The organism is Acidovorax sp. Root402, assembly GCF_001425125.1.
In the GTDB taxonomy this organism is placed as follows: domain Bacteria; phylum Pseudomonadota; class Gammaproteobacteria; order Burkholderiales; family Burkholderiaceae_C; genus Acidovorax; species Acidovorax delafieldii.
Genome location: NZ_LMDQ01000002.1, coordinates 83,101 through 95,291 on the forward strand (window position 1 = coordinate 83,101; position 12,191 = coordinate 95,291).

12 protein-coding genes are annotated in these 12,191 nt (G+C 65.2%); 9 read left to right on the plus strand and 3 right to left on the minus strand.

Annotation, left to right across the window (positions count from 1 at the left end; genetic code table 11):
• Window positions 1-45: 45 nt before the first annotated feature.
• From ASC83_RS03140 to mdtD, 7 genes are all read left to right on the plus strand, one after another.
• Complete coding sequence (locus ASC83_RS03140) at window positions 46-2,013, plus strand: serine/threonine-protein kinase (protein ID WP_056057950.1); 1,968 nt, start codon at window positions 46-48, stop codon at window positions 2,011-2,013.
• 191 nt (window positions 2,014-2,204) lie between these two features.
• The gene (gene rplM, locus ASC83_RS03145) at window positions 2,205-2,636 is read left to right on the plus strand and encodes a 50S ribosomal protein L13 (RefSeq protein WP_015015720.1); all 432 of its coding nucleotides are present in this window, start codon (window positions 2,205-2,207) and stop codon (window positions 2,634-2,636) included.
• 11 nt (window positions 2,637-2,647) lie between these two features.
• On the plus strand, window positions 2,648-3,040 hold the full coding sequence (gene rpsI, locus ASC83_RS03150; RefSeq protein ID WP_005798582.1) for a 30S ribosomal protein S9: 393 nt from the start codon (window positions 2,648-2,650) through the stop codon (window positions 3,038-3,040).
• 157 nt (window positions 3,041-3,197) lie between these two features.
• The gene (locus tag ASC83_RS03155) at window positions 3,198-3,908 is read left to right on the plus strand and encodes a DUF6776 family protein (protein ID WP_056057952.1); all 711 of its coding nucleotides are present in this window, start codon (window positions 3,198-3,200) and stop codon (window positions 3,906-3,908) included.
• A gap of 155 nt (window positions 3,909-4,063) precedes the next feature.
• Window positions 4,064-4,462 carry a polymer-forming cytoskeletal protein gene (locus ASC83_RS03160; protein ID WP_056057955.1) on the plus strand — a complete coding sequence of 133 codons (399 nt, stop codon included), beginning with the start codon at window positions 4,064-4,066 and terminating at the stop codon, window positions 4,460-4,462.
• Window positions 4,463-4,522: 60 nt separating this feature from the next.
• The gene (gene erpA, locus ASC83_RS03165; RefSeq protein WP_008907234.1) at window positions 4,523-4,888 is read left to right on the plus strand and encodes an iron-sulfur cluster insertion protein ErpA; all 366 of its coding nucleotides are present in this window, start codon (window positions 4,523-4,525) and stop codon (window positions 4,886-4,888) included.
• A 103-nt stretch (window positions 4,889-4,991) separates the two neighbouring features.
• On the plus strand, window positions 4,992-6,413 hold the full coding sequence (mdtD, locus tag ASC83_RS03170) for a multidrug transporter subunit MdtD (protein ID WP_056057958.1): 1,422 nt from the start codon (window positions 4,992-4,994) through the stop codon (window positions 6,411-6,413).
• Window positions 6,414-6,446: 33 nt separating this feature from the next.
• Here the strand turns inward: mdtD and ASC83_RS03175 are convergent, their stop codons facing one another.
• Window positions 6,447-7,556 carry an anhydro-N-acetylmuramic acid kinase gene (locus ASC83_RS03175; RefSeq protein ID WP_056057961.1) on the minus strand — a complete coding sequence of 370 codons (1,110 nt, stop codon included), beginning with the start codon at window positions 7,554-7,556 and terminating at the stop codon, window positions 6,447-6,449.
• Between the two features lie 35 nt (window positions 7,557-7,591).
• Window positions 7,592-8,962 (minus strand): M23 family metallopeptidase, encoded by a 1,371-nt coding sequence (locus ASC83_RS03180; protein WP_056057963.1) that lies wholly within the window; start codon window positions 8,960-8,962, stop codon window positions 7,592-7,594.
• A 204-nt stretch (window positions 8,963-9,166) separates the two neighbouring features.
• Here ASC83_RS03180 and tyrS point away from each other — a divergent pair, with 204 nt between their 5' ends.
• The gene (tyrS, locus tag ASC83_RS03185; protein ID WP_056057966.1) at window positions 9,167-10,399 is read left to right on the plus strand and encodes a tyrosine--tRNA ligase; all 1,233 of its coding nucleotides are present in this window, start codon (window positions 9,167-9,169) and stop codon (window positions 10,397-10,399) included.
• 91 nt (window positions 10,400-10,490) lie between these two features.
• Here tyrS and ASC83_RS03190 read toward each other — a convergent pair whose 3' ends face one another.
• Window positions 10,491-11,492, minus strand: coding sequence for a LysR substrate-binding domain-containing protein (locus ASC83_RS03190; protein WP_056057969.1), 1,002 nt, complete (start codon window positions 11,490-11,492; stop codon window positions 10,491-10,493).
• A 131-nt stretch (window positions 11,493-11,623) separates the two neighbouring features.
• Here ASC83_RS03190 and ASC83_RS03195 point away from each other — a divergent pair, with 131 nt between their 5' ends.
• Complete coding sequence (locus ASC83_RS03195; protein WP_056057972.1) at window positions 11,624-12,163, plus strand: DUF2917 domain-containing protein; 540 nt, start codon at window positions 11,624-11,626, stop codon at window positions 12,161-12,163.
• Window positions 12,164-12,191: the final 28 nt, after the last annotated feature.

Genomic DNA, 12,191 nt, shown 5'->3' on the forward strand with positions numbered 1-12,191 from the left:
CATTGATTTGCATTTGAAATTGCCAGCCCGCCCCGTCCTCTGACCATGACCGCAAGCTCCAGCACAGCCCCCGCCAGTGGTGTCAGCCATATCGATGCGCTGCCCCCTGGCACCCGCCTGGCGGAGTTCGAGATCCTGGGGTTGCTGGGGGTGGGCGGGTTTGGCATGGTCTACAAGGCGTTTGACCATTCCCTGCACCGGGCGGTGGCCATCAAGGAGTACATGCCCTCGGCGCTGGCCGGACGCTCGCAGGGGCAGTCGCTCTGGGTGCGGTCCTCGTCCGACCAGCAGACCTTCCAGGCCGGGCTGGTCTCTTTTGTGGGCGAGGCCCGTCTGCTGGCGCAGTTTGACCATCCCTCTCTGGTCAAGGTGTTCCGCTTCTGGGAGGCCAACAACACGGCCTATATGGTCATGCCGCTGTACTCGGGCATGACGTTCAAGCAAGCCCGTGCCCAGATGCGCACCCCCCCACCGGAGGCCTGGCTGCGCAAGCTGCTGTGGTCGGTGCTGGATGCGCTGCGCGTGCTGCACGATGGCAACACGCTGCACCGCGACATTTCGCCGGACAACATTTTCCTGCAGGACAACGGTCCGCCGGTGCTGCTGGACCTGGGCGCCGCCCGGCACGCCATCAATGACCAGGACCGCAAGCACACGGCGGTGCTGAAGGTGAACTACGCCCCCATCGAGCAGTATTCCGACGGCGACGAGGAACTGCGCCAAGGCCCGTGGAGCGACTTGTACTCGCTGGCGGCGGTCATGCACGGGTGTCTGGCCAATGACACGCCTCTGCCCGCCACGCTGCGCTCCATCCGTGACCGCATGGTGTCGTTCTCCCGAATCGCCAAAACCGTCAAGCGGCAGTTTGGGGTGGAGTATTCAGCGCCTTTTGTCGCGGCGATTGCCCAATCGCTGGCCCTTCGGCCCGAGGACCGCCCACAGAGCATTGATGCCTTTCTCCAGACCATGGAGATGACCTCGGCGCCGGACGATGTGCAGCACTTCGACTTCCGGGCGGAGTTGGGCGACATCTGGGTGGAGCCCGCCGACCAGCCTGGCCCGGGTCTGGCCGCACCTACCGTGGACGTGACCTCCGCCCCCAAGATCGTGGCCGAGATGCAGGCGCAGGCCCAGCGTGAGGACTTGGTGGCGGCGGCTCCCGCATCGGATGCCAGCCGCCCTGGCGATGATTTTGGTGGGGACACGGTCATGCTGGCTGGTCCTGACACCGTGGCGGCCGATGCTGGCGACACGGTGTTCATCGATGCCGGCGATACCGTGGTGGCCGACGACGATTCGCGCTTTGAGGACCTGCCACACCACCGTTCACCGGGCGCGGGCGGGCCGCGTGCAGCCGATCGGCGTTCTGCGCCTTTGGAGCGGGATGTCGTGCGTAGCAATGGCAAGCCGACCCCATCCCCGCGGCGTTCCCCTTTGGTGGCGGGCATCGTGGTGGTGGCGTTGGTGGCTGTGGTGGCTGGCGCCGGTTGGCGCTGGAGCCAGGGCAGCAAGCCGCCCCGGGACGAGATCATTACGGAGATGGCCGAGCGGCCTGCCGCAGCGGCAGCTTCAGACGCTGCCCTGGTGGAGGTCAGCGCTCCGGCTGCTGCCGGGGGCGACGCGCAAGGTCTGAGCTCGGATGGCGCAGTGGCGTCAGCCAGCGCCGCCTCTGCGGCCGCACCTGCTCCTGCCTTTGTGGTTGCGTCTGCACCCAAACCGAGCCCCCGGGTGGCCAAGCGTGCAGGCGCAGAGCCCGCACCCACACCCATCGTGGTGCATGAAGAGCCTGTACCGGCGCCGCCTCCGGTGGTGGCCGAGCCCAAGCCCCGCCCCGCGCCGCCGCCCCGTCTGCCCTCGCCGCAAGAGGTGTGCGCCGACGCCAACTTCCTGGCCCGCCCGATGTGTATTCACCAGGAATGCCAGAAACCGTCCCAGGCCAATCAAATTGTCTGCGTGGAAAACCGTCGCCGTTACGAGGCCGACGAGCAGCGCCGCCGGCAGACGCCAAACTGACCGGAGCAGATGCCCTGAGGGCCGTGGCTGGGGTGCTCTTGCGCAAATGCATGGCTCTTTCGTATAATGGAAGGCTTCGCAGCGCTTTTGTGGTCCCGCGGCGAAGACTTTTTGCCACCTAAGAGGCTTCCTTCAGAGAAGCACCGACCGTGGAAAAGGACCCGCCAAACCCTCTTTTGAAGAGAAAACTCATGACAACTACTTTCAGCGCAAAGCCCGCTGAGGTCGTGCACGAGTGGTTTGTGATTGACGCGACCAACAAGGTCCTCGGACGAGTAGCCAGCGAAGTTGCTCTCCGTTTGCGCGGCAAACACAAGGCCATTTACACGCCTCACGTCGATACCGGTGACTTCATCGTCGTTATCAACGCAGCCCAACTCAAGGTCACCGGCACCAAGTCCCTGGACAAGGTGTACTACCGTCACTCGGGTTATCCCGGCGGTATCACGGCCACGAACTTCCGCGACATGCAAGCCAAGCACCCCGGCCGCGCGCTGGAAAAGGCTGTCAAGGGCATGCTGCCCAAGGGCCCCCTTGGCTACGCGATGATCAAGAAACTCAAGGTGTACGGTGGTGCAGAGCATCCCCACACCGCCCAGCAGCCCAAAGTGCTGGAAATCTAAGGAGCCTTGAGATGATTGGTGAATGGAACAATGGCACCGGCCGTCGCAAGTCCAGCGTCGCCCGCGTGTTTCTGAAAAAAGGCTCCGGCAAGATCACGGTGAACGGCAAGGACATTCAGTCCTACTTCGGCCGCGAAACCTCGATCATGATTGCCAAGCAACCCCTGGCGTTGACCAACCATGTCGAAACCTTCGACATCCAGATCAACGTGCACGGTGGTGGTGAATCCGGCCAGGCTGGCGCTGCCCGCCACGGTATCACCCGCGCCCTGATCGATTACGACGCATCCCTCAAGCCCGTCCTGAGCCAAGCCGGCTTCGTGACCCGCGATGCCCGTGAAGTCGAGCGTAAGAAGGTCGGTCTGCACTCAGCACGCCGCGCCAAGCAGTTCTCCAAGCGTTAAGCTGTGGCCCTGCCGGATGTTGCCTTGTGCAACATCCACTGCGAGGCACTCCTTGCGGGTGCTTTACAGAGAAAAACCGCCTTCGGGCGGTTTTTTCGTTTATGGTGCGCTCTTTTCGTTTTTTGGGGAGGCCTTCCATGGTCCGCCTGTTGAGCCTATGCGCTTTCGCCTGCTTCGCCGTCGGTTGACCATCAGCGCCCCCCGGGTGGCCATCCGCAGCGCCTTGCCCTGGCCCTTTCGATGGCTGGCTCTGGCCGTGGTGATGGGTTTCTGCGCTGCCGTGGCGTTGTGGGCCTTTGAATTCGGCAAATCCATTGCCGGGATCGATACCGTTTCGCGTGACGAAGTGGTCCAGATGAAGACGGAGATCAGCCGCCTGCGCGAAGAGGGCCAGGAGCGCCAGACGGTGGCATTGACCGCCGAGAGCCTGCTGGCCACCGAGCGCGCTGCCAAGGAGAGCCTGATGGCCCAGGTGCGCCAGCTTGAAGCCGACAATCGCACGCTGCGCGAGGATCTGGGCTTCTTTGAAAAGCTGATTCCTGCTGCCAAGACCGATGGGCTGGCCATTCGCGCGCTGCAGGCCGAGGTGCTGGGCGGGATGCAGCTGCGTTGGCAGGTGCTGGTGATCCAGGCCGCCCGCAATGCGCCGGAGTTCAACGGGCGGCTGGAGTTGGTGCTGGCGGGCACTCTGGATGGCAAACCGTGGGCACAGACCCAGCCACCCCAAGGCCAGTCGCTGCAGGTCAAACAATACCGCCGCATCGAGGGCGTGCTCGATCTGCCGCCCCAGGCCGTGGTAAAAACCGTGACCGCGCGCGTGCTGGAGGGCGCCACAGTACGCACCAGCCAGACCATGGCCATCGAATAGTGCAAGGTGGACGGTGGATGCGCTGATCAGGTCTTGGCGCTCTCGCAACGGCAATCCAGCCCCAGCTGCCACCCACAACCATCCGCCTTGCAGGCACGAATTCCACCCCCAAGCGGGCCTTTGTAACCGCTTGGCACTTCAGGAGTCTTCCGACCATGTTCTCGCGTAAAAAGCAGCCACCCATTAAAAGCCTGGTGGCACAGGGCACCAAGATCGAAGGCAATGTGCATTTTGCCGAGGGCATGCGCATTGACGGTGAAGTGGTCGGCGATATCCGGGCGGCGGCGGACCAGCCCAGCATCCTCGTGATTTCCGAGACGGCGCGGGTCGAGGGGGCGGTGCATGCCGACCATGTGATCATCAACGGCCAAGTGCTGGGCCCTGTGCATGCGGGAGAGCTGCTGGAGCTGCAGCCCAAGGCTCAGATCACGGGCAATGTGCATTACAAGGCCCTGGAGATGCACCAGGGCGCCGTGATCGCGGGGCAATTGATTCCAATGGCCGTGCTGGTGGAGGAAAAGCCCCCACTGAAGTTAGCGTCAAACAGCCAGTGACCTGAATTCCCGAGAGGTTTGCAGTAGTATTCCCTGCAAACCCTGAACCCGGAGTACCCCATGAGCGCAGTTGCCGAAAACATCCAGACCGAAATGCCCGCCCCCATCCTGTTCACCGACAGCGCGGCGGCCAAGGTGGCGGACCTGATTGCCGAAGAAGGCAACCCCGACCTGAAGTTGCGGGTGTTCGTGCAAGGCGGCGGCTGCTCCGGCTTCCAATACGGCTTCACGTTCGATGAAATTACCAACGAAGACGACACCACCATGACCAAGAACGGTGTGTCGCTGCTCATCGACGCCATGAGCTACCAGTATCTGGTGGGTGCTGAGATCGACTACAAGGAAGACCTGCAAGGGGCGCAGTTCGTGATCAAGAATCCGAACGCCACCACCACCTGCGGCTGCGGCTCCAGCTTCTCGGCCTGAGGGGCGCCGTGACAGGCGCAGCCCTGCTCCCGTGAATGAATCAACCGCCTTCGGGCGGTTTTTTCATGGGGCGCGTTCGTTTCGTTTGAAAACCCTGCAAACCATGCACCAGGAACCCTCCCAGAAAGTACTGCTGTGGCTGGTGGCCGTCGGCTTCTTCATGCAGACGCTGGACGCCACCATCGTCAACACCGCGCTGCCCGCCATGGCGCAGAGCCTGGGCGAGAGCCCGCTGCGCATGCAGTCGGTGGTTGTTGCGTATTCGCTGGCCATGGCGATGCTGATTCCGGCATCGGGCTGGGTGGCCGACCGGTTTGGTGCGCGCCGGGTGTACTTTCTGGCCATCGTCTTTTTCGTGGCGGGCTCGGTGTTCTGTGCGCTGTCGCACAGCCTGACCCAACTGGTGGCCGCCCGGGTGCTCCAGGGGCTGGGGGGAGCGCTGCTGCTGCCCGTGGGGCGGCTGGTGGTGTTGCGCACCTTTCCGCGCGAGAAGTTCTTGCAGGCCATGAGTTTTGTGGCCATTCCCGGGCTGATCGGCCCGCTGATCGGTCCCACGCTGGGGGGCTGGCTGGTCGAGGTGGCCTCCTGGCACTGGATCTTCCTGATCAACGTGCCGGTGGGCCTCCTGGGCTGTGCCGCCACCATGCGATACATGCCCGGGGTACCCGCGCCGACGGTGGCGCGGTTTGATCTGGCGGGCTACCTGATGCTCGCCTTTGGCATGGTGGCGCTGTCGCTGGCGCTGGATGGCTTGGCCAGCCTGGGGCTGCGGCAGGCGAGCGTGCTGGTGCTCATGATCTTCGGGCTGGCGAGCCTGGTGGCCTACTGGCTGCACGCGGCGCGGCGGCCCGACCCCTTGTTTTCGCCCCGGCTGTTTTCGGTGGACACCTTGCGCATCGGGCTGCTGGGCAATCTGTTTGCCCGGCTGGGCAGCTCGTGCATGCCGTTCCTCATTCCGTTGCTGCTGCAGGTCACCATGGGCTATTCGCCGCTGCAGGCGGGCATGATGATGTTGCCCGTGGCGGTGGCGGGCATGTCCATGAAGCGGTTCACCACCACGCTTATCACCCGCTTTGGCTACCGCCAGGTGCTGGTGGGCAACACGCTGCTGGTGGGGGTGACCATGGCCAGCTTCGGGCTGGCGGCACCCTCGCAGCCGCTGTGGGTGCATGTGGTGCAGTTGGCGGTGTTTGGTGCGGTGAACTCGCTGCAGTTCACGGCCATGAACACCGTGACCCTCAAGGACCTGGGGCACGACATGGCCAGCAGCGGCAACAGCCTGCTGTCCATGGTGCAAATGGTGGCCATGGGGATGGGAGTGGCTGCGGCGGGGGCGGTGCTGGCGGCGTTCACCGATTTCTTCCAGCCCACCGGCACGACACAGACCCTGCAAGCCTTTCAGGCCACGTTTGCCTGCATGGGGCTGATCACGGTGGCTTCAGCCGGTATCTTCTGGCAACTGTCGCCGCAAGACCGTTCCGGCACCCAGGCAGGCGCCTCGGTCGATGCCGGGGACCACGGCTGATCGCCCTGCCCAGGGCTGTGTAGACCGGACGGCTCAGGCGGGGTACACCGCGCCCAGCACGCGGGTACCGGCCGCACCGGTCACGCTGGGCAGGTTGCCTGGCGCCCCCTGCAGTGCCTGGCGCGCCAGCCAGGCAAACGCGGCGGCCTCCACCTGCAGGGCGGGCAGGCCCAGCGCATCGGTGGCCACCACCTGCAAGGACGGGCAGGCAGCCTGCAGCCGCTGCATGAGCTGGCCGTTCAGCGCACCACCGCCGCATACGGCCAGGGTCTTGCTATTGTTTAGATAGCTGTTAGCGCATATGGCACTAGCGCTTGCGGTGAATTCGGTCAATGTAGCCTGCACGTCGGCCGCTGCGGCCTGCGCAAAGGGCTGCAGGTGCGTTGCCAGCCAGGCGGGGTTGAACAGGTCGCGGCCCGTGCTTTTTGGGGGGGCCTTGTGCAGATACGGCTCCTGCAACAACGCAGCCAGCAGGTCCGGCAGCACCTGGCCCGTGGCGGCCCAGGCACCGTCCTTGTCAAACGGCTGGCCGGTGTGCTGCTGGCACCAGTGGTCCATGAGGGCGTTGCCCGGGCCGCAGTCGAAGCCCAGCACGCTGCCATCTGCCCCCAGCACGCTGAGGTTGGAGATGCCGCCAATGTTCAGCACCAGCACCGTCTCGTCCGGCCGGCCGAACACGCCCTGGTGGAAGGCGGGCACCAGCGGCGCACCTTGGCCGCCCGCGGCCACGTCGCGGCTGCGCAGGTCGGCCACCACGGTGATGCCCGTCAGCTCGGCCAGCAGGGCGGGGTTGCCCAGTTGTAGTGTGTAGCCTGTGCCGTCAAATTCCTGGGGGCGGTGCCGCACCGTCTGCCCGTGGGCACCTATTGCACGGATGGCGCTTGCCGGGTGGCCGCTGCGCTGCAGCAGGGTGTGCACCACCTCGGCGTAGGCCCGGGATAGCGCGTTGCCTGCGAGGGCCGCACGGTGCAGCTCGTTGTCGCCGGGGGTGTTGAGGGCCAGCAGCTCGGCGCGCAGTGCGGGGGCAAAGGCGGCGCTGGCGTGGTGCGTGACCTGCAGGCGCGGGCCCGAGAAATCAGCCAGCACCCCGTCGATCCCGTCGAGCGAGGTGCCCGACATCAGGCCGATGTACAGATCGGACATGGCCTGACGGGTGGTGTCTGGAGGTGCGGGAGCGATCAGTCTGCGCTGGCCTGCTCGATGAGCGCAGCGGCGTTCAGCTGAACACGCATGTTGGCCGCGAGGCGGTCAAACGCAGGGCGTGCGGCTGCAGACACCGGTGCCGCAGCTTCGCTCTGGGCGACGATGGTCATCGGGTCCTGGTGCACGCCGTTGACGCGGAACTCGAAGTGCAGGTGCGGGCCGGTGGCCCAGCCCGTGGCGCCCACGGCGCCCAGCGTCTGGCCTTGTTCGACCGACTGGCCCTGGCGCACGTCAATGCGGCTCAGGTGGGCATACACCGTGACGTGCTGGTTGCGGTGCTTGATGAACACCACGTTGCCGTAGCCGTTCTGCACACCCGCAAACTCCACCACGCCATCGCCCACGGTGCGCACGGCGGTGCCTGTGGGAGCCGCAAAGTCGGTGCCCAGGTGGGCGCGCCAGGTTTGCAGGATGGGGTGCAGGCGCATCTTGAAGCCGCTGGTCACGCGCGAGAACTCCACGGGCGAGGTCAGGTAGGCGCGGCGCATGCTTTCGCCATCCAGCGTGTAGTACGCGCCCTTGGTGGCATTGGGTTCCTGGAACCAGACGGCCTGATGGGTCTTGCCGTTGTTGACGAACTCGGCGCTCAGCACGCGGCCGCTGGACAGGGGCTCGCCATCGGCTTCCAGGGTTTCGTACACCACCGAGAAGCGGTCGCCCTTGCGCAGCGAGCGGCGGAAGTCGATATTGCCCGAAAACAGTTCGGCCACTTGCACGGCCACGGCGTCGGGGATGTTCGACGCGTCGGTGGCGGCAAACAGTGAGCTATTGATGATGCCGCCCGCCAGACGGCTGTTGGTCGTCATCTTGGCGGTTTCGATGCGGGTCGCAAACTTGTTGTCGCCCGCGCGCTCGACGATCAGGCGGCGGAAGTTGCCGGTGTCGTCCGGCACCCAGCGCACCGTCAGGCGGATCAGGCGGTGGTCGTCGGTGGTCTCTGCCGACACGATGCGGCCGGTGCGGCCCAGCACGTTCTGGCGCACCGGCGTGTCGCTGCGCATGAAGGCGGCGGCGGCCGGGTCGGCCACGCCCATGCGCTGCAGCAGCGACTCGGGGGTGTCGCTGCTGCGCACCTGTTCGGAGCGGAACAGCGAAAAACTGGGCGCATCCAGCTGACCCAGCACCATGTTCTCGGCGAGCGATTCGACCGGGTAGTTCACCATGCGCACCGGCAGCTCGGCCGGGTCGGGTGCGAAGGAGGCCACGGCAAATGCGCCGCCGCCGCCCGTCAGCAGGATGGCTGCGACGGCGGCGGTGATGCGTTTGGGATGTTGTTGGATCGTGCGGGACAGCTGGTCAAGCAAAGCGATGCTGGCGGTGCGGACCGTAGTGAGGCCGTGAATCAAAGGTCTATCCCCAGGGTGATTGCGGATCCGTGGCACACCCCCGGTGTGAATGCGGGGCGGGGCCAGGAGCACAGACTGTCAGGCTGCAGCCATTCGACAGGTTCATGAAAAACAGGTCGAAACGGCGGGCCCACTAGAATCCGCCTCTGCAATGTGGGCTGAAGTATAGCGGTGCATGCTGTCTAGACATCCCAAAAAACCCTTATGAATCAATCTGCTGTTACAACAACCCCGGTCACTGATGGTGTAAGACAAGCCCTCGAAATCTCGCTGCGCGGCGTGCAAGAGCTGCTGCCACAGGACGAATGGGTCAAGAAGCTGGCGCGTTCGGAGGCCACGGGCCAGCCGCTGCGCATCAAGCTGGGTCTGGACCCCACGGCCCCCGACATCCACATCGGCCACACGGTGGTGCTGAACAAGATGCGGCAACTGCAAGATCTGGGCCACCAGGTCATCTTCTTGATCGGCGACTTCACCAGCCTGATTGGCGACCCCTCGGGCCGCAACAGCACCCGCCCGCCGCTCACGCCCGAGCAGATCAAGGTGAATGCCGAGACCTACTACAAGCAGGCCAGCCTGGTGCTGGACCCGGCCCGCACCGAGATCCGCTACAACAGCGAATGGAGCGAACCCCTGGGCGCCACCGGGATGATCCAGCTGGCCGCCAAGTACACCGTGGCGCGCATGATGGAGCGCGACGACTTCCACAAACGCTTCACCACCGGCCAGTCCATTTCGGTGCATGAGTTCCTGTACCCGCTGATGCAGGGCTACGACTCGGTAGCCTTGAAGAGCGACCTGGAGCTGGGTGGCACCGACCAGAAGTTCAACCTGCTCATGGGCCGTCATCTGCAGCAGGAGTATGGCCAGGAGCCGCAGTGTGTGCTCACCATGCCGCTGCTGGTGGGCCTGGACGGCGTGGACAAGATGTCCAAGTCCAAGAACAACTACATCGGCATTGCCGAGGACGCCAACACCATGTTTGCCAAGGTGCTGTCGATCAGCGACACCCTGATGTGGGACTGGTACACGCTGCTGTCGTTCAAGAGCCTGGCCGACATCGCCGCGCTCAAGGCGGAGATCGCTGGCGGGCGCAACCCCAAGGACGCCAAGGTGATGCTGGCCAAGGAGATCACCACGCGCTTCCACAGCGCGGCTGCCGCCGATGCGGCCGAGCAGGACTTCATCAACCGCAGCAAGGGCGGCGTGCCGGATGAGATCCCCGAGGTGAGCGTGTCTGGCGCGCCGCTGGGGATTGGTGCGCTGCTCAAGCAGGCCAACCTGGCCCCCTCGACCAGCGAGGCCAACCGCCTGATCGACGGCGGCGGCGTGCGCGTGGAAGGCAGCGTGGTCAGTGACAAGGGCCTGAAGCTGGACGCCGGCACCTACGTGGTGCAGGTGGGCAAGCGCAAGTTTGCACGGGTGACTTTGGCCTGATTTGGGGTCAAAACAGCCGTAAGCGCTAGAAGAATAAGCGCTGATAGCTATCAAAATGAAAGCGCTGAGGCCGCAGGGCCCAGCGCTTTTTTCATGACCCGTCCAGGTTGTCGTTCAGGTCCGGGTCGGGCACATCGCCAATTGCCTGGCGGGTGGCCTCGGCCTGCACCTGCAACCAGGCGCAGAAGGCCTTGATCTCCGGCCGTTGCGCGCTGCGCGGCCCCACCATGAGCCAGTAGGCCAGGGGCGAGTCGATGCGGTGGCCGGGCAGCACCTCCACCAGGTCGCCCGAGGCCAGGGCATCGGCAATCAGTGGCATGCGCGCCAGGGCCAGGCCCTGGCCGGCCAGCGCGGCCTGCACGATCTGGTGGGCGTAGTTGAAGTACAGCCAGCGCTGGGGCTGGAGCTTGGTCAGGTCGCGGGTGTCGAACCAGCGGCGCCAGCTCAGGTATTCCAGGTAGTGCGTGCGGTGGGCGTCGCCCGCCTCGATCAGGGTGAACTGCGCCACATCGGCGGGGGTGCGCAGCGGCTTGCCGCTCTTGAGCAGCCAGGGGCTTGCCACCACGGCCAGTTGCTCGCCAAACAGGCGGATGCCGCCCTGCGTGGCCCCGGCCGGCATGGCATAGCGCAGGGCCAGGTCCACGTCCGAGGTTTCCAGGTCCACCTGCACGTCGCTCGCATCAATGCGGATGTCGATGCCCGGGTTGTCGCGCTGGAACTCCTCCATGCGTGGGATCAGCCACATCGATGCAAAGCTGGCCCAGGTGGTGATGGCTACGCTGCGGCGCCCAGCCGTTTGGCGCACCAGGCGCACGGCGGCGTCCATGCGCTCCAGCGCCGGGCCCACGGCGCGCTGCAACTGTGCGCCCGCGCTGGTCAGCTCCACGGCACGCGTGTGGCGCAGGAACAGGGGCACGCCCACTTCTTCTTCCAGCGCCTGGATCTGGCGGCTCACGGCCGACTGGGTGAGGGCCAGCTCGTCGGCGGCCGCGCGGAAGTTCAGGTGTTTGGCCACGGTCAGAAAGGCGCGCCAGTGCCCTGTGGCCACGGGCCGGGTGCGCAAGACGGCGGGAGAGTATTCGGCAGAGGCCATGGCAGTGATCCTGAGTGCGATTCATGCGTTGACGGAATGAATAGCGTACCTTGTTTTCATTGGACTGTGTACGGTGTAAAGCGCACTATCCAGTCTCCTCAACACGTTTTACTGAAGCCAAGGAGCCTGTCATGTCCCCCCGCAACGTTCTGGAATCGCAACAATCCGTCCACGCCGCCACGGCTGGCCGTCGCGCGGCCGGTTGCTGGAAACTGGCCACAGGCCAGGCCTTGTCATTGCACCCAGACACGCATGGCGTGCTGCAGATCGCCCAGGGGCAGGCGTGGGTCACCTTGCGTGGCGTTCTGGCGGACATGCCGGGCGCCGCTGTGGACTACGTGCTGCGGCCCGGCCAACAGCTGACGGTTGCGCCGGGGCAGCATGTGGTGATGGAAGCCTGGAGCGGTTCCGGCTGCGCGGAGCCGGTGGCTTTCCGCTGGGACGTCGTGGCAGCCCCCGCTCTGGCGCAGCCCGCCAGCACGGCTGCCAGGGATTGGGAATGTGGCGTCGTGCAGCCGCTGCGCGATCTGGGCCAGGCGCTAGGGCAGGGCGGACGTGCGCTGGGCACGGCGCTGGCCGGTGTGGCGGGCGCTGGGGGCCGGTTTGCCGCTGGCCTGGCCCGGTTTGCTCTGCTTCGGATAGCAGCACCGCTACAGCGCAGAACCGTTTGAGCAGCTCATGCAGGAAAAGCATCAATCG